The organism is Danxiaibacter flavus, from assembly GCF_041060425.1.
In the GTDB taxonomy this organism is placed as follows: Bacteria; Bacteroidota; Bacteroidia; order Chitinophagales; family Chitinophagaceae; genus Danxiaibacter; species Danxiaibacter flavus.
In genome coordinates this window covers 15,438-33,429 of the sequence record NZ_JAULBC010000004.1, presented here as the reverse complement: position 1 = coordinate 33,429, position 17,992 = coordinate 15,438, and the positions used below count along the sequence as shown (strand labels likewise).

The 17,992-nt window shown below is 42.1% G+C and carries 13 protein-coding genes; 3 read left to right on the top strand and 10 right to left on the bottom strand.

The genetic code is table 11. The features are described 5' to 3' along the window. The first annotated feature begins 222 nt into the window (after nucleotides 1-222). Nucleotides 223-2,013 (top strand): BatD family protein, encoded by a 1,791-nt coding sequence (locus QTN47_RS12915; RefSeq protein WP_369329802.1) that lies wholly within the window; start codon nucleotides 223-225, stop codon nucleotides 2,011-2,013. Nucleotides 2,014-2,127: 114 nt separating this feature from the next. On the opposite strand, the gene QTN47_RS12910 is transcribed toward QTN47_RS12915, so the two are convergent. From QTN47_RS12910 to QTN47_RS12895, 4 genes are all read right to left on the bottom strand, one after another. Further along, nucleotides 2,128-2,832, bottom strand: coding sequence for a response regulator transcription factor (locus tag QTN47_RS12910; RefSeq protein WP_369329801.1), 705 nt, complete (start codon nucleotides 2,830-2,832; stop codon nucleotides 2,128-2,130). Nucleotides 2,833-2,891: 59 nt separating this feature from the next. Then, entirely contained in the window at nucleotides 2,892-3,911 is a 1,020-nt protein-coding gene (locus QTN47_RS12905) for a sensor histidine kinase (protein ID WP_369329800.1), read from the bottom strand. Between the two features lie 356 nt (nucleotides 3,912-4,267). Further along, on the bottom strand, nucleotides 4,268-4,762 hold the full coding sequence (locus tag QTN47_RS12900) for a gliding motility lipoprotein GldH (protein ID WP_369329799.1): 495 nt from the start codon (nucleotides 4,760-4,762) through the stop codon (nucleotides 4,268-4,270). 131 nt (nucleotides 4,763-4,893) lie between these two features. After that, complete coding sequence (locus QTN47_RS12895) at nucleotides 4,894-5,769, bottom strand: YicC/YloC family endoribonuclease (protein ID WP_369329798.1); 876 nt, start codon at nucleotides 5,767-5,769, stop codon at nucleotides 4,894-4,896. Nucleotides 5,770-6,179: 410 nt separating this feature from the next. On the opposite strand from QTN47_RS12895, the gene QTN47_RS12890 reads away from it, so the two are divergent. After that, complete coding sequence (locus tag QTN47_RS12890; protein WP_369329797.1) at nucleotides 6,180-7,118, top strand: carbohydrate kinase family protein; 939 nt, start codon at nucleotides 6,180-6,182, stop codon at nucleotides 7,116-7,118. A 231-nt stretch (nucleotides 7,119-7,349) separates the two neighbouring features. Here the strand turns inward: QTN47_RS12890 and treA are convergent, their stop codons facing one another. From treA to QTN47_RS12860, 6 genes are all read right to left on the bottom strand, one after another. Further along, nucleotides 7,350-8,921, bottom strand: a complete 1,572-nt coding sequence (gene treA / locus QTN47_RS12885; protein ID WP_369329796.1) for an alpha,alpha-trehalase TreA — start codon at nucleotides 8,919-8,921, stop codon at nucleotides 7,350-7,352. A 249-nt stretch (nucleotides 8,922-9,170) separates the two neighbouring features. Then, entirely contained in the window at nucleotides 9,171-11,354 is a 2,184-nt protein-coding gene (locus QTN47_RS12880) for a TonB-dependent receptor family protein (protein WP_369329795.1), read from the bottom strand. Between the two features lie 40 nt (nucleotides 11,355-11,394). Beyond that, the gene (locus tag QTN47_RS12875; RefSeq protein WP_369329794.1) at nucleotides 11,395-12,945 is read right to left on the bottom strand and encodes a phosphatase PAP2 family protein; all 1,551 of its coding nucleotides are present in this window, start codon (nucleotides 12,943-12,945) and stop codon (nucleotides 11,395-11,397) included. A 49-nt stretch (nucleotides 12,946-12,994) separates the two neighbouring features. Continuing rightward, nucleotides 12,995-13,957, bottom strand: coding sequence for a hypothetical protein (locus QTN47_RS12870; protein ID WP_369329793.1), 963 nt, complete (start codon nucleotides 13,955-13,957; stop codon nucleotides 12,995-12,997). A 64-nt stretch (nucleotides 13,958-14,021) separates the two neighbouring features. Further along, the gene (locus tag QTN47_RS12865) at nucleotides 14,022-15,368 is read right to left on the bottom strand and encodes a vanadium-dependent haloperoxidase (RefSeq protein WP_369329792.1); all 1,347 of its coding nucleotides are present in this window, start codon (nucleotides 15,366-15,368) and stop codon (nucleotides 14,022-14,024) included. Between the two features lie 370 nt (nucleotides 15,369-15,738). Next, the gene (locus QTN47_RS12860) at nucleotides 15,739-16,299 is read right to left on the bottom strand and encodes a hypothetical protein (protein WP_369329791.1); all 561 of its coding nucleotides are present in this window, start codon (nucleotides 16,297-16,299) and stop codon (nucleotides 15,739-15,741) included. A 338-nt stretch (nucleotides 16,300-16,637) separates the two neighbouring features. Here QTN47_RS12860 and QTN47_RS12855 point away from each other — a divergent pair, with 338 nt between their 5' ends. Further along, a complete protein-coding gene (locus QTN47_RS12855; protein ID WP_369329790.1) occupies nucleotides 16,638-17,780 on the top strand; it encodes a formimidoylglutamase in 1,143 nt (380 codons plus the stop codon). Nucleotides 17,781-17,992: the final 212 nt, after the last annotated feature.

The window sequence follows — 17,992 nt, the reverse complement described above, 5'->3', positions numbered from 1 at the left end:
ACCTGGCTACGTGTCCTACACCTTTGCGTACTTTCTCCCAAACGCCTTTATGGCTGCAAGGTGTAGGACACATGTACGTGTTTTTGCTCATTCTCCAAACCTGGCTACGTGTCCTACACCTTTGAGTACTTTCTTCGAAGGCATTTATTGCTGTAAGATGTAGGACACGTAGCCAGGCAGATTTTTTATTCTCTTTAACCCTATGCAAATTATATTTGTTACATGCTTGTACAACGGATTTTAATATTGATTTTACTGCTGTGTGGTTACCAAATTACACAGGCGCAGTCATTAAGCCTTAAGGTTAGCAGTAAAACCATTGGCAAAAACGATGTGCTACAAGTGGAATATGAAATTAAGGACGGCAATGATATTACCGGTTTTTCCCAGCCACCTTTTGAGCAATGGAACGTAGTGGCCGGTCCTTCAACTTCGCAAAGTGTAGTTTCTTATAACGGGCAGACAACGAGAACTTTCAGCTATGTTTTTGTGCTGTCTCCCCGCAAAACAGGAACTGCAACGGTTCCAGGCGCGAGTGTGCTTGTGGATGGTAAAAAAGTCTCCTGCCGTAGTGTGAACATAGATGTTTCTTCACAGGCAAATGTTGTGGTTCCTCAACAAGCTCCTGCCCAGGGTTTACAATCGCTGCTCGATGATCCGGATTTTTACCAGATGCTCAAACGTGACCCTGTACTTAAGGCCAATGAAGATCCCCAGGATTTTATCAGGAAAAACATTTTCGTAAAAGCAATCGTTAGCAAGAGCTCTTGTTATGTTGGTGAGCCGGTATTGGTAACTTATAAATTGTATACTGCCATTCATACGGAAGCACGGGTAACCAAGCAGCCAACATTCAGCGGTTGCAGCGTGATTGACCTAATGCCGGATGAAAGGCCGCAGAAGGAAACATTGAATGGTAAAGACTACCGCGTTGATATAGTAAGAAGAGTTATTTTAATTCCACTACAGGAAAGTAAATTAACATTGGATAACGCGGCGGTTGAAAGCTTTGTGGAGATTGCGCCTGCATCAGACCCCAACAATTCAAAGCGATATTCTTCCATAATCAGTAGTGAGCCGGCGACATTAACGGTAAACGCCCTGCCCGCACAAAAAAAGCCGGCGACATTCACCGGTGCAGTTGGCCAGTTTGAGATAAAAGCTGAAGTTAACCAGGGTTCAATCCCCGTTGGCGAGAGTGATAATCTGATCGTGACGATAAGTGGCTCCGGCGATTTACAAAGCATAAATGCGCCTTCTGTTAAATGGCCCGCGAACACCGAGCATTTTGATGTTAACAGGCGAGAGCATATCGACAAGACTGTCTATCCCATGCAGGGCAGCATTGTTTTCGAAATGCCTTTTATGGGCACTGCAGAAGGAACGCAAAAACTGCCTTCGCTGGAATGGAGCTATTTTGATCCGTCTACTTCAACCTACAAAACTTTAAAGACCGATAGCCTTCAACTTGTGTTTACAAAGGCGGTAAAAAGTAATGTGGCTCTGGATGCTCAAAATCAACACAAAGATCTTTCCAATAAAAAGTATTTGTGGATTGTATTTGGAATTGCCATAGCAGCTGCCCTTCTGCTTTATTTAACCTTGAAAAAAAACAAGCCGTCAACACCTCCACAGCCTAAAGCTGATGGAACAACGATTCCTGTACAACCGGCAGTCGCAGAAAATGAACCACCTGCGCCGGTAAAAAAGAAAACAGACTTCGTGACGGCCATAGATATGCTTCGGCAAATGGATGAAGATGTGCTGTTCTTTAATTCAACAAAGAAGTTAGTGGTACAGGCTTTAAAAGAATGCCTCAACTCAGATGCCTCATATCCTGAATTAATAGCACTGCTTGAAAAGAAGGATGGCGCAAAATTACTCGTGGACAAATGCAATCATATCTATCAAACCTGCGAATATGCGTTATACTCAGGTATTAAGGAAGATAATATTAAGGAGGTGCTGATCGGCGAGTTGGAGGAGGTGATTCATAAATGCTCCGGTAATTGACAATTGAAAATTGATAATTGAAAATGAAGCCCAAAGTGTAAACCATTGTCAACTATCAATTTTCAATTAATATAAGCCATTGTCAATTGTCAATTGTCAATTCTCCATTATCATTCAATCCGTGTATTTATATCCCATTCCTCTCACCGAGTGAAAATGCTGCGGATTGCGGCTGTCTTTTTCAAAATATTTGCGGAAGTTCAAAATAAAGTTATCGATGGTTCTTGTTGTGGGATAAACATTGTAGCCCCAAACTACCTGCAGTATTTTTTCGCGGGTAACAACCTCTTCTTTATTTTCTATCAGAAGCTTTAACAGCATAGCTTCTTTCTTGCTCAATTCAATTTCCTTCTGATCATAAGTAGTGGCAGTAAGGCTTTTAAAATCAACCTTGTTGCCATTGAATTCGTATGTATCTCCAACAGATGTTTTGTCCTGCAGTTTCTTATTCTTCATGATCAGCTTCTCAACCCTTAACAACAACTCTTCCAGGTTAAAAGGCTTGGTGAGGTAATCATCTGCACCTTTTTTTAGTCCCAGCACCCTGTCCGCACTCGTATTCTTGGCGCTTAAAATAAGAATCGGCACTTCGTTGTTGTGCACCCTTACTGTTTCAGTAACTGCAATGCCATCCAGTTCCGGAAGCATAATGTCAACAATCAACAGGTCAAAATATTCATTCTGCGTGGCTTTAACCGCTGCACTGCCATCATATGCAGAGGTAACGGTATAGCCATCCATTTCCAGGTTCAGTTTTAAAGCCTCATGAAGATTTTCTTCGTCTTCAACCAACAGGATATTTCCTTTACTACCTTCCATTGTTAACAATATAAAAGAGGTTTGGAGACAATTAGTGTTTCAAGTTATGTTCAAGTATTTCAGAATCTCACTGTAAATACACTGCCTTTCGGATGATTATCCGTAACAGCAATGTGCCCTCCGTGATCTTTTACAATCCGCTTGCAGAGATACAGGCCCAGGCCGGTCCCCTTCGCTTTGCGGGTTGCTTCATCTCCCACGCGGTAAAACTTTTCAAATATCATTTTTTTTTCAGTATCCGGAATGCCTTCGCCTTCATCAGCTACCGAAAAAAGAATTGAATTATTATCTGTACGCAACGTCACCGCTATTTCAGACGTTTTGGGAGAATATTTCAAAGCGTTGTCCACGAGATTGCTCGCCAGCATTTGCAACAGCAAAGGTTCTCCTTCAAAATACAAATTTTCCTGCACATTGCCCGTTATGGCTCTCTGCGGATAACGTTGGCGATAATCCGTTATGCATTCATCAACCAGTTTACTCAGATCAATATCCTGCTTGTTAATGCTGTAAGATCCTGCGTCGAGCTGTGAGGCGACGAGTATATTGTTACAGAGCACATTCAGACGGTTAACTTCATTCAGTGTATTTGAAATAAGCTTTTGTTGTTGGGCTTCTTCCAATTTTCTTTTTTGCAGCGTTTCAAGATTCAGGCGCGTAATCGCAATGGGTGTTTTTAATTCATGCGTTACGGCCATCATAAAATTCTGCTGTTGATGGTTAAGGTTGAGCTGTCTTTTTGTTGCACGGTAAACAAACACGGCTCCAACCAGTGTTACAAGCAAAAACGTGATGCCTTCGCCAATATAGCCGTAATGTTTCCTTTTGCGGGCGTCCTCAAGTTCAGAAAGCCTTTGCGGAAATTTCGGATCGTCTTTTTTTAGTTCTTCAACTTTGTATGCAAAAGTCTGGTTGTTTTGGTTTTCAAGAGAAATGAACCACCAAACAAAACCAGACAGTATGTAGACCAGCAGAAACCAGTAAGCAAGTGTGATAATCCTGAGCCGTTGTTTTTTATAGAAAGACTTCATTTGATCGCTGATGTCTGATTTGTTGATGTCTGATTTGTCTGGATGCAAGTTCGTGATTGGATTTGGGTTGACAAAATAGATGTGGATTTCTGATGTCTGATTTGTTGATGTCTGGTCTGTTTACCTGCGAGTTCGTAATAGATCGATCTGAGGATCTCTGATTTTCTGATGTCTGATTTCTGCAAGTGTGGCCTGGCAATTGATCTTTGACAGCTTGCTGAATCGAATATTACGCATAAGAAGTTTTCCGATCGGTCAGCATCGTCCTAAATCAGCGATCAAAAAATCAGCGATCAGCGGCCTTGAGATCATATCACTTTTTACATTGAAGGTGACGCATAAAACGCGTTCTGATCGATCAGCATCGTCCTAAATCAGCGATCAAAAATCAGCGATCAGCGATCTCATTTTGCTTTCTCAATCCTTATCCCCGCGTTTAGTATATGTTCCAGTGGATCTTCGCGCATCATTTGTTGCAGAATAAAAGTATAGTTGCCCGCCTTGTATTTTATTGGTTGCTTGTTTACCTGGATGCGGTGTTCGAAAATATCATCCATGCCGCTGCCGAGCCATCCTTTCTTGTTGTCAGCAAGCTGAAATTCTTTTAGTTCAGATTGGGCAGTATCGCCGGGGGGAATAACAGTAAGGTTTAACCAGATATTATTATATCCATATGCATCCGAATGCCTCAATACTACAAAAAGGTTGTAATAAGCAGATGTGTCGGAAACGGAAAAATTAATGGAAGGTTTATTAGCAGAGCTCCATTCGTGCTTGTTGAACGAAACGGTCTTTTCAAAAAAATCGATTTTTGTGCAGGAAGCAAAAATGGAAATAATTAATAATACGATAAAGACGCGTATCAATCTACCTGCGATTAGAAGCTTAAACTTGTTCAAGTAATACTTTTTTACAAAAATAGGGAAGTAGCGCTGAGTTGAACGTTATGTGTTATACGTTTTACGTTTAAACCATCCATTAAGTAAGTTCCAAGCCTCGGGTGCTGATCGGGGCTGATAGCTGATAGCTTTTAAAGCACGTTCAATACTTGTTCTTTAGCCTTTTCCAGTTCGTCTTTCATTAGAACCACGCACTTTTGGATGTCAGAATTGTAGGCTTTTGAACCGGTGGTATTTATTTCGCGGCCAATTTCCTGCAGGATGAATGAAAGTTTTTTGCCTTTGGCATTATCCGATTCCTTCAATACCGTTTTGAAATAATCGCAATGGTTTTTCAGACGGATCTGCTCTTCACTGATATCAATTTTTTCGATGTAATAGATCAGTTCCTGTTCAAGACGGTTGGCATCGTAACTATCAGCTCCAACATTATCTTCCAGGATCTTTTTAAGACCATCTTTTATTTTAATCCTTCGTTGCGGCTCAATTTCAGAAATCGCATCCTGTTGCGACTCTATATTGTTAATACGTAAGATCAGGTCTTTTTCCAGCATTTCTCCTTCATCTTTACGATGATCAGTCAGGTCTGAAACCGCTGCGGAAAGAACCTTTTTAAATTCTTCCCACTCGTTATCTTTAAGTGTTTCTGAAGAAGGTGTAATAACTTCAGGAAGCTTAAGTAAAGTACTTAATATATCTCCCGTATTAAGGTTCAGTTCAGTAGCGAGATCATACACAGGCTGATAATATGTTTTGGCAAGCTCTGTATTGATCGTTACGGGTTTTGATGCCCCGCTTTGTTTAAGGGTTATAACGCACTCCACACTTCCGCGCTCCAGTCTTTCGCTGATGATATTCCTGATGTCAAATTCATAGGGCTTTAATAATGCAGGGATTAACAAGCGTAAATCAAATTGTTTACCATTAAGTGAGCGCATCTCAACCAAAAAGGTTTTGTCCGCAACTGATTGTTCCGCTCTCCCGAATCCTGTCATTGATAAAAGCATACATCTGATTTAAAAAGTAAAGAGATTAAGCTGTTTAACGCGGCATCGTCTCCAAAATAGAAACGCATAATTAAAGCAATATAGCAAAACTGAGGGCATTTTTGAGATATTTATTTTTAATGATACGAAAAGGTAACGGCCAAATGATGCTAGCTGTAATTGTTTGACTGATGCCTTTCGTACTTTATCTAATCATATGGAGGGTATGTTCAGAAGCTTGCGAAACTTCTGCTATAGGTGTTGGTAAAAAGCACTTTATTGAACTATATTCGTGTTGTGTGAGCATGTAATCGCAGCGTGTGGAAATGGAGAACAGCGATCAGTTATTGGCGGAACTTTTGTAATGCCCGGATCACAGAATGACTACGTGCCTCAATCTTATAAAATTTACTAACGAATAAAACTTCCATATGAAAGTACTGTGTATTGGAGAAGCCCTGATTGATATGATCTGCACAGACACCAACACTTCTCTCAGCGATGCAAATAATTTTCTGAAGAAAGCGGGAGGTGCTCCCGCGAATGTAGCGGCAGTAATAGCTGCACTAGGTGGAGATGTTGCGCTTACGGCGAAAGTTGGCAGCGATCCATTTGGCAAATATTTGATTGATACCCTGGAGTCGTTTGGCGTCTCCACTCAATGGATGTTAAAAGATGATGGGCATTTTACCACATTAGCTTTTGTATCGCTGGTTGATGAAGGAGAGCGGGATTTCTATTTTAACCGCGGAGCTGACGGATGGCTTTCTGTAGATGACATTGAAAAAATTGATCTTTCAGATATTTCTGTTGTTCATTTTGGTTCTGCCACTGCTTTTTTGCCTGGTCTTTTGCAGAAGGCCTATACGGTATTGCTGCAAAAAGCAATAGCTGAAAAAAAGTTCATCAGCTTTGATCCCAATTACCGCCATTTATTGTTTAAAGATGATCAGCAGCGTTTTATTGAGCAAAGCCTTCATTTTATTGAGTGCTGCAACTTCTTTAAAATGAGTGATGAAGAAGCATTGCTGATAACAAATACAACAACACTTGAAGAAGCTGTGCAGGTACTGGAAAAACTTTCTGATGCTTCATTCGCTATAACACTCGGGAAAAAAGGTGCGTTACTTGCCCACCAGGGGAAAATTGTAATAGTTCACGGAGTGCCTGCCATCGCAGTAGATACTACTGGTGCCGGCGATGCATTCGTAGGTTCAATTTTATTTCAGTTGCATCGTAAATCGACAGAAGAGATCCAAAACCTTTCTGCTGAAGAATGGAAGTCCATCGTGTACAATGCCAACAAAGCCGGAGCCACAACCAGCGAACATATCGGCGCCATGGAGGCGTTCAGGCATTTGGCGGTTTAATAGCTGTGAGCTATCAGCTTTTAGCTATTAGCTATCAGGTATCAGGTGTCAGGTATCAGGTGTAAGGCATGAGGTATAAGGTTTGAGGAGTAAGTGTCGTATTGTGGGAAAGATGTGTTCGGTCAATCTTGTATTCATCTTACGCACATCTCAATTCTCCCATTCTTACTATCTTACGGTCTTACACGTCTTACTATCTTACGGTCTTACACGTCTTACTGTCTTACTATCTTACTGTCTACTCAAAAGCTTCAACAGCACCCCATTCGTCCAGCCGAAGCCATCTTGCGAGGGATATTCTCCGCCGCCTGCTTCTTTTTGGGTATCTTCTACATTGTACTTTTCCATGAGCTTGCCGGTGGCTTTGTAGACTTTGGTATTTAAGGCGATCCACCGCGAAGAAATTTCCTTTGCCAGTTTATCCTGGCCGTAGTTTTCCAAACCTTTTATAGTTACCCATTGCAGTGGTGCCCATCCGTTAGGAGCATCCCATTGTTGACCCGTATTTTTCAAAGTGGTTAAAACGCCACCATCTTTCAAAAATTTTGATTCTACAATAGCTGCTGCTTTGGCTGCATATTCTTTGGGTGCCACTTCGGAGAAAAAAGCAGACATGGCTGCTATTGTCATTTCATTTTGCTGCTTCTTTTCTGTAATGTTATAATCATAGTACCAACCGTCCTCACTATTGTATAAATATTTATTGATGGCATTTTTTCTTTTAGTTGCAAGCTGGCTGTATAGGTTTGCCTGTAACAGATTGCCGCTGGCTTTATAAGCCTTCGACAATGTTAATTCAAGCGTGTATAATAAGCTGTTTAAATCGACAGGAATGAGGTTCGTGGTTTGAATGGTGTACATGCTTTGTCCATCTGCAAACCAGCGGCTGCTGAAGTCCCATCCGCTTTCTGCAGTAGAACGTAAATGGCGGTAAACGTTTTTTCTTTCAGCGTCTTGTTGAATTGCCGGAGACAATAATTTAAGTGCACTATCAGCAACTTCCACATCTTCTTTATAAGCCTCCTGGCGCGGAATACCGTCCTGGTCATAATATCTGTTGAGCATGCTCCCATCCGGCATTTTTACAACATGTTTTGTCTTTGCCGTCTTATCCATGTAATAGTCATACTCGGCCTGCAATGCCCGCAGGTACTGAGCATATACCATATCACCTTTTTTTTCTGCGAGCAACCCAAGCATTAATGAAAAATAGGGCGGCTGCGAGCGGCTGAGGTAGTAAGTACGGTTGCCATTGGGAATATGTCCGTACTGGCTGATGAGATAAGAAAAATTATTGATGATATTTTCAATCATTGCTGTTTCTCCGCTTTCCTGCAACCCCAGCATGGTGAAGTAGGAATCCCAATAATACACTTCACGGAAACGCCCCCCGGGAACAATGTATGGATTAGGAAGGGGGAGAAGACTGCTTCCTTTTACTTCAGTATCCGGATTCCTGGATAAGACCTGCCATAGCTGTTTGATATGTGTTTGCACATCTGCATTCTTATCACTTTGATATTTATCCGCCGGATTGGCTGGCAGTTCAAAATTACCCTCTACAAATTTCTGAAGCGAAAAGCGGATGGCGGGGTTGCTCCTGATCTTTTTGTATTCGGCGACAATTGTCGCAGGATCTTTTTTGGGAACGCAGTCAACAAAGGTCTTGTTATCCGGAAATACCCGGCCCATTTGCACATCCACAAATAATTCGCCGTAAATCTTGTCAGGTGTAGCTGGCATCTGTGAGAAAGTAGTTAAGGTTAATAGTTGCAGGATAGTGCAGAATGTTGTTTTTTTCATACATGAGGGTTTCCTGCCTGAAATTTACAAATATCTATCGACATTCCCTCTTACGGTCCTACTGTCTTACGATCTTACGGTCTTACTTTCTTACTGTCTTCAAAAAAAAGTAGCCCACCCTGTTTGCCTTTAGGTGAGCCACTGCGGATAATTGCACAGACGTGCATTTATGTATTTCAAGACTGCTAAAACTTTTTATTCGTGCATTAAGGTAATTTTTGTTGATTAAAAATTAACATCATTATCTTCTTAAATTTTAACACCGATACTCACATTCGCCGAACGTCCGTCGGACGACCAGACTCCGGGGCCCGGATAGAATGTTGGACGTTTGGTGAAATATTGTTTATTGGTTACGTTGTTAACATTCAGACGGATCATAACCATTTCTGAAAAATGGTATGATGTATTGATATCAAGCAAGCCATAGGCCGGAACAAGTCCAACAGAACCCGGGGCCGAAGGCTGCACTGTATTTAACGCGTCAGCATAGCTTTTTGCTGTATAGCTGTACAAAAGCGTAACGCTGGCTCGATGACATTTTAGTGATACGCCGTTTCTGGTAATTACGTTAGGGGTACTTTCCACGTCGTTACCATTTACGCTTACATTTTTGTCGCCGGACCGGACGTTTGCATCAAAATAAGTTGCTTTCATTAAAGCGGTAGAAGTAAACAAATTCAGGAATGTTCTATTCCCCGTTTGCAGACTATATTCAGCAAATCCTTCCAAACCGTTCGTGCGGGAATTACCGATATTGGTTCTGTATAAGTACAGAGAACCGGCATCATCCTGTCCACTTAACATGCCCAGCCTGTTGTTGTAAATCATATGAAATACGCTCACATCCCATTTGAAGAAACCGTAAGATCCTCTGTAGCCTGCTTCCAATGTATATCCATGTGCGTCTTTCAGATTTTTATCCACGCGCTCGTAAGTACTGGCAGGTATAATATCCTTAAACACTACCGGTCTGTAAGCCTGCGAAAATCCCGCATACACATTGCTGTTTTTGCTGAATGTGTATTGCGTATTAAGTCCGAACAATGCAAAATCATGTTTAATGCGGTTGGGAAGATCTCCGGGATCATAGTAAACAATTGTTCCCGTCATATCCGACTGACCATGTTCCCAACGAAGGCCAGGACTAACGGACCATTTGGAAGTCAGGTTGAATTTGTTTTCAATAAAAGCAGCTATATTCTTTGTTTTAAAATGAAGATCGCGTCCCCATTTGCCGTCAACAATTGTCAGATCAAAATCGCTGCCTGTTGTGCCTTTACCTAATTGCTGGCGATGGAGATCGTTGTTTATCGCCTGCACGCCACTGGTGAATACGCCTGAAATATTGCCGATTCTGTAGCTGTGCAATAACCGCAACTCGGTTGTATAACTGTTGAAATGATCAATATCTACCTGCCTGTTGTTATACTGTAACGTAACCGGATTTATGCTGTCAGGAACATTTGCCGGCTTATCGTATTGAACACTGTTACGTGCTCCCAAAACACCAGAAACAACCCATGTCAATCGTGTTCTGTCGCTTATTTTCCAGTCCAGTGTAAGCGATGGTACATAGATGTCCGGATTAAAATAATTCCGGGCTCTTGTTGACTGCCTTGGGCTGGCATAAAACATACTGTCAGTCAATGGGCCGGGAATCTGGTAAGTATAAGTTGATCTGCCCAACTCGGCTTTCAGATCTACCCTGGAACTTACATGATATACAAGTGCAATTGCTTCGGCATTGGAAGTAGTCTTACTGTTATCGCGGTAACCAGAAGAAGTCCGGTTGCTGTAATAAGCATAGTAATCCAGTTTTCCTATACGTCCGCTGATCGCGTTGTATGTACTTAGTAAGCCGTATGAACCTGCAGAATTCACTGTTTCAAAACTTATTTTTTTGGTGGTATCGGCCTGTTTGGTAACATAGTTCATCATGCCGCCGAATTGTGCGCCATATTGCAGCGAAGCTGTTCCTCTTACTATTTCTATATGATCAACTGCTTCCATTGGCATGTTATAGTGGCTTGCAGGGTAACCATACATATCGGAGTTGGTAATGATGCTGTTCTTGCGGATGTTGAACTCCCAGCCACGATGCGGGTCTAATCCGCGCACCGCAATATTTACCTGGTTTCCGGATCCATCCATATCATACACGAAAACTCCTGGTACTTTTGCAAATATCTGTCTCGGTGTTTTTTCAGCAATGTTTGCATCCATGTTCTGCACGTATAACACTTCATTTTTTTTACCTGCGTAAATACGTGTGCCTTCAATTTCGTTTAGTCGTCCTACACCCATTAATTTTGACCGCACTGTTACGCTGTCAAGTTCATTGTATAATAATGTATCACGCTTAACCTCCTGCGCCAAACCGGTCATGCATAACAAACAAAGTCCTGATATTATTAACCGATGCTTTGCCATTTCTGTTAAAAGTTCTTCCTCTTAGTTAGTTGTTTTTTGTTTATTCTGCTCCATCAGTTTTTGCTCTTGCAACCGCGTAGTCGCCTACTTTTTTACCAACAGCCAATCCGGCATCACAATCACTGCGATAGTGAATGCCGCCGTACAATCTTGACATGGATGCTTCCTGCGCCATAGACATATATTTTTCCGCCTTTTCAGGAACGATGTGCGCCAGTATTGCTGCTGCTGCTCCGCTAAACGTGGAATGTCCTGAAATATATGATGGGAAATTAGGTATGCCGGTAAGCGTTTTGATAGATGGATTCATCTGTGTTGGACGCGGATTGAAATAGTAATATTTGGTGTACCAGCATACTATACCGGCATCCATAACAGACATATTCAGCAGTGCCATATTTCTTGCCCAGCGTACTTCGCTGAAATTCTTTTCCAGGAAGTCTTCGGCAGCAATGGCATCCCAATGGCCGGGAGGAGTATAAGTTCCCGCACCATCAGCCCAGAAATGTACAATACGTATATTTTCCCTTGTTGGATGGGTTACATAAGAATATACTTCGGCAGTTTCCTTCTTCATCTGGTCGCCTTTGGTTGATGGTGGAGGAGCCGGAAGTAGCGATACTTTTGTAGCAGAATCAAACAGAAAAGCTTTTACATTACCAAAGAAGGGGAGCATTGGATTACGCTTGGGCGTTTCAAGGCTGTACCACGGAGTTTCTCCCCTGCTCTCGCACATAGTTTCAAATGCCTTCCATTGTTCAGGTGTGCCAACAGCTTTGCCGGCATTATCTGTTCTGCCTCTGGCTAAAAACTGCTGAGCAATGGCACGTCCTAAAGCATCGCCAGCCTGCACGTCGCTACGTGTAGCATTTCCGCTCATGATTGCGGCAGTTTCCTGTTCAACAGCTTTCTGTTCAACAAAGCCGATTTCAGTAGGGAATAAAAGCTTCATCATTTCTGCCGTAACACCTGCTAAAACAGCTGCTTCAGATGGGTACGAAGGCAGGTCGGATTTTCCTGCTTTCGCTTCAATCGTACTATCGGTTTTATAAGGTGCAGCCCTTTTGTACAATTGTTTATAATGCCAGCATGCAACCAGCGCATCATATTGTGCGGCACTCACATATGCATAAGCCCGTGCTGCATAAGGCGGGTTTGCAAAAGGAAACAATGGATATGCAAAAGGATTGGCTGCGCTTGGTATTGGATATGTTCCATCAGCCTTCTGATAAGGCGGAAGATTATACTTTGCAACAAGTGTACGCATTATTTCATTCCATCTTAAAACCCCTCCGGCATTCCAGTATTTCATGGATGCATCCTGAGCCCCGGTTAAATTTTTTTGATAGCTTTTTATTTCATTCAATTCAGCAATATAATTTGGGGTTGTAATTGGTGCGGGTACAGGTACATTTACTACATCGGGGGCTGCTATTAATACTGTTTTCCAGGTGCCGGCATTCAGGTCCTGGTCAGATGCCTGCAACGGAGGAAGATTATCCGTTCTGCCTTCCGCATTTTTTGAACATGAAACAACAATGGACGCTGAGGTTATTGCCAGTATAGGTATTATGTATAATAATTTCTTCATGAGTAATAAGTTTAAGTAGTTCGCAGTAGTTTGTTGTGGTACAGATCTTTTATGGTTTTCTCTTCACCTGGTTATCGCCGTGTTTCCCTTTTCCTGTAAAATCAATGATATAAAAAACACCGCCGTATAAAGTAGTTGCCTGGCCCACATTTCTACCTGCAACAACATAGTTTCCGCCGCCGATGATGGACAATGCCGGAAGACTTTTTAAAGTGTACTTAATATTCACGCCGGCAGTAGTTGCATTCATTTTATTGCTGGGGAACGGCATGTCATTTCTGCGAATATCAAAACCGCCTAATGTTGACTGGTTATTGACTACAGCTTCTGCAATCAGGTAATTGCTTCTGTAACCTGTTCTAACGTTAAAAGACAACACATCAGGCATTTCAACTTCATTGGTAAGATGCATTACATCGGTGTAGTATGCAGTTCTGTCAATCTTTATATTGGAACGATAGCTGTACGTTCCTGATGCTGTGGCAAAGAAACTGCCCAGTTGATAATCAGCCATCAGTCTTCCTGAAATATTGGTGCTGCGCATGCCGATTGACAGTGGCAGAAAATCCGCAACGTAATTGCTTACAGGAAACGAAACACCGGCAAGGCCATACAGCGAAAAAAGACCTTTACCAAGCTCTGTTTCAACAGGCATGTATTTAACCCATAAACCAAGATCCTGTGCGCCTTTCATCCCATGCAGTGTACCACCTGATGCTTTGGTTTGTATGTAAGGAAGGCTAAACAATACGTTCAACTTATCACTTATCCCATAGTTGCCCATAATGCTAACAGATTGAGTAGTTACCTTTCCGAGGTTTTCGTTGTCTCTTTTCAACGTTCCTTCCCAATAGTTTTTCCAGCTGCTATGGCTGTATTGCAAGCCAGTGCAAAAATTCTTTTTGGTCATCATAATAGCATCTATATCCGTTTGGGCTGATGCTTTTTTGTAAATGAGGTTACAGCAAACAAGCAGTATAAAAATGCTGAAACCTTGAAGGGTATTTTTCATAACAGTTTTTTTGTAGTGCCGCACTACATGCGGCTAGTTTTGGTAAATCCCGGTTAGTTAGTGTTTATTTATTTGCAGCAAGTGAGTCCTGTTTTTTCATTTTCAGTTTTTGCACGACTATATCGCCAACCTTGCGGCCATATTCGGTTGAAACAAGGCAAGACTGATGAAAATGGATCCCTCCGTAAAATCTGGCCCAATTGTTTTCCATTGCCGCATCACGGAAAGATTTGAATAACCTGCTCTTAATACCGAATTCAAGCTCGGTAGAATCTGTATAATTGAAATTGTCGCCGTATACACTGGTTAGTGCCTCTGCCGCAGCAGATGAAATTGTTGAGTGACCACAGGTATATTCCGGGAACGATGGCGTTTGCAAGTATGGTCTCCATGCAGGATCAAAATACTTATTGATTACTGTCTCCGGCCTGCAGGTGTTGTAAGTGTACTTTGCATCCCAGCACTCTATAAAGGCATCAAACATAGCAATAGATGTTTTTGTGTAAGCGTATACTGTTGTTGCAAAATCTGCATTGGCTTTTTCAGATGCGATGCCTACAATGCTCATCCAGTGACCCGTGGGTGAAAATTTCTTGGTGCTGAATTGAACGTGTCCGGATACATTCAGCTTAAAAGGGTTGTCATCCCAGAATTCGGCTATGTGTTGTTGCTCAGGTGTAAGACTGTCCACTGCTTTTTTTATACTCATTACTTCCTTGTAATAAGCGCTGGCAGTGTCCTTCACATTAAAAGGCAACGGCTTCGGCACTTTAACGTCATTCAGATTGGTTAAGACAATTGGTCTTATTTCATTCCAATGCGGCTCAACAGCCTGGGCATACATTGGAGGCGTTGGTACCCAGCGGCCTTCTTCTTCGGTAACGGTATATTTGCTGGCACTCCTGGTTTGCGCATAATTATCTTTTTTTGCCCAGGCAAGCACATGATCGGCAACAACATTTGCATAATCGATGCTATTTTTCATCAGAGAAGAGGGCATGCCTTCATCTGTAGCTTTTTTCTTTAGGGAAGCGATATAATCATCCATACTCCCCTCGGGAAAAGTTACTGCATTACCTACTTTACAATAAGCCAGCAATGCCGCGAAAGGATAATCCGGCTGCTTGTCGGCAGGCGCTTTTGGCGTTGCATCAAAACCTGTGATCTGGCCTGCGAGAGATGTGTATGCCGAGTCACCGGCGGCAACAACCTCGTATGCGGCAATATTTGCATAAGTATAATTCCTGGACGCAACAACGGGTGTAAAATTATTGCCCATCACCACGCTGTTTAGTTCATGCACGGTTTGTGAATACAGCAAAGGGTCGTGCATTACTTTCTTGTAATTCTCATTTTGGGTACAAGCTGTAAGTAATGCTACAGATACAATAACAAAGAGTACTTTTTTCATTCCTGGGTATGTATTTATTGTTTGGCTAAAGTCGATCCTTTTAGCAAAACGATCCGGAAAGCAATTGATAGCATGTATTAAATACTGTGTATTCCGGTTTTGACTCGGTTTGTTCAATTAAAACTGCATGCGTCATTCTGATGAATGAAACAAATACACACAGCGATGAGTAAAAGGAAATGATCAATTTTTCCCGGTGAGGAGCAGAAGCATTTTGACCTGCGGGTCTTCTTGCAGGCAGACCGTACAGGGCTGATTGAATTAAGCCTGTACAGTCATTATCTGCAGATGCAATTTTCTATAACACTATATACATAATGGTGTTACCGTTAGTTTGATTTGCATGATACAATGCTGTCCTCGCGGGAATTTAAGCCCACTCTGGAGGTTGTCCATGCAACTTGCTAGTTGGTTGCGGCGCGAAAAAGGTGTCTCGGGAAATCAAATAAGCAGTTAGTTCTGCCGGAATGCTTGTGAAGAATACTTGCTGAAAAGCATCATAATCCGGAATAACCAATTTGAAAGTAGTTGGTTTGGAGTCGCCAGATTTTTTCGAATTACTCTGAACAAAATCATTGGCATATTTAAAAAAGTCGTCCCTTGCTGATTCAAGGCGCATTTTCTGGTGATCGGGCAGGCATTTTAATACCATTTCTCCATTCGCCACCTTGCGCTTTACATATTTATAGATCTTACCGTTCACTTCAATTTCTCCGTCCACCCTTTCAAACTCCTTCCAGTTGGTTTGATATGGCAGTGAAAGCGGAACGGAAAGTGTAATAAGATCTTCTTCGCTGTACTCGTTTCTGTCTAACTGATCAACCAATTGGCGATCTGCTTTGTGCTGAAAATACTCAAACACCACCCTGTATCCAAACAGGTTAAAGCAAAAAATGGTTAGCAACAGTATGGCAGATGTTTTCCTGAGCACGGAATGAAAGTAAAATAATATTTATATATGGTTCGCCGCTTTTGGAGAATTAAGCTCTTTTTAAGGTAGGTGCCACAAAGACGCCAAGGCAGAAAGGTGCACCAAGAAAGGTTTTAAACAGCAAACGTTTATTACCTCTAGTGTCATCGTAAAAGACAAAAGTCATGGATCTGGCAGTATTTGAAAAATCAGTTTTTCCCTCTGTGTTTCTTAGCGCCTTCGCGTCTTTATGGCAAAAATGAGAAAATTGACGCTTGTCAGTACTCTTTGTGTTTCTTTCCGCCTTAGTGCCTTTGTGGCAAAACCAAAAACCTTAAGTTTGCCGCCAAATAAATTACATGTCATTGGAGTCGCTACACACAATTATAGATTTTTTAGATCCGGTAAATAAAGATGAGTTATCAAACGACGAAGGGTACAGGGAAACACAGCTGGGCAATCATATTGAAGCATACGAAGAATACTTCCCTTCCCTTGAGAATGCGGACCTGGTGCTGGTTGGCTGCAATGAATACCGCGGTATTGGCATGCCTGTGACAAAATTTAATGCACCTGACAAAATCCGTTCAGCTTATTATAGCCTTTTTCACTGGCATAAGGATGTGACTGTTGCCGACGTGGGCAACGTAAAGATTGGTGCAACCCTGCAGGATACCTATGCCGCACTTCGCGCTGTGGTTTCCGAATTGACACAACAGGGAAAGAAAGTGGCGATTTTAGGAGGCTCTCATGATGTTACGCTGGCTCAATACCAGGCATATGCCGCCCAGGAGAAAATTATTGAAGCCACGTGTGTAGATGCTGCAATAGATCTGAACACGGACAGCGTATTGCCAGCTGATACCTTCTTATTTGAAATGCTGACAGGGGAACCAAATTTTGTCAGGCATTACAACCATATTGGTTTTCAAAGCTACCTGGTTCATCCGCATATGCTGGAAACCATCGATAAACTGCGTTTTGACTGCTTTAGGGTGGGGGTTGTGAAGGAACGCATGGAGGAAATGGAGCCGGTGATCCGCAACGCAAATCTTTTTTCTTTTGATATAGCCGCTATTCAGCATAGTCATGCACCTTGTAATTATCTCACGCCTAATGGCTTTAATGGTGAAGAAGCCTGCACATTGATGCAATATGCAGGAATGAGTCCGAACATTGATTCGTTTGGAATTTACGGCTATCGCCCGGACAGGGATGTGCATGATCTGACCGCTAAACAGATCAGCCATATGTTGTGGTACCTGATGGACGGTCTTTATAAAGGAAAATACGAAGCTCCTTTTGATCATAAAGATGATTATAACGAATTTCACCTTGCATTCGCAGAGATGGACACGATCTTCCTTCAAAGCAAACGTACCGGCCGCTGGTGGGTACAATTGCCGGATGGTAAGTTTATAGCTTGCAGCTACAGGGATTATATGACTGCAGCTAACAACGACATTCCGGAAAGATGGATGAGAGCGGTGGAGAGGAATTAGTAAATGTGCAAATTTGCAAATGTGCGGATGAGAGGAAATTGATAATTGAAAGTGGAAAATTGAAATGGAGCTGCAGTATCAATCGGACTGCGTGATGAAATCGATTGCAGTAAGCTAATAGCTAAAAGCTGATAGCTGATAGCTGACAGCTTTTCAAACCTTAAAACAAAGGCCCAAATTGTTATGCTGCTACAATTTGGGCCGTACATCCA

Bases quoted from the DNA above. Each gene is read 5' to 3' on its own strand.
- QTN47_RS12870 (WP_369329793.1), bottom strand. From the start codon at position 13,957: ATGAAAAATACCCTTCAAGGTTTCAGCATTTTTATACTGCTTGTTTGC.
- QTN47_RS12910 (WP_369329801.1), bottom strand. From the start codon at position 2,832: ATGGAAGGTAGTAAAGGAAATATCCTGTTGGTTGAAGACGAAGAAAAT.
- QTN47_RS12880 (WP_369329795.1), bottom strand. From the start codon at position 11,354: ATGGCAAAGCATCGGTTAATAATATCAGGACTTTGTTTGTTATGCATG.
- QTN47_RS12890 (WP_369329797.1), top strand. From the start codon at position 6,180: ATGAAAGTACTGTGTATTGGAGAAGCCCTGATTGATATGATCTGCACA.
- QTN47_RS12855 (WP_369329790.1), top strand. From the start codon at position 16,638: ATGTCATTGGAGTCGCTACACACAATTATAGATTTTTTAGATCCGGTA.
- QTN47_RS12865 (WP_369329792.1), bottom strand. From the start codon at position 15,368: ATGAAAAAAGTACTCTTTGTTATTGTATCTGTAGCATTACTTACAGCT.
- QTN47_RS12875 (WP_369329794.1), bottom strand. From the start codon at position 12,945: ATGAAGAAATTATTATACATAATACCTATACTGGCAATAACCTCAGCG.
- QTN47_RS12915 (WP_369329802.1), top strand. From the start codon at position 223: ATGCTTGTACAACGGATTTTAATATTGATTTTACTGCTGTGTGGTTAC.
- QTN47_RS12895 (WP_369329798.1), bottom strand. From the start codon at position 5,769: ATGCTTTTATCAATGACAGGATTCGGGAGAGCGGAACAATCAGTTGCG.
- treA (WP_369329796.1), bottom strand. From the start codon at position 8,921: ATGAAAAAAACAACATTCTGCACTATCCTGCAACTATTAACCTTAACT.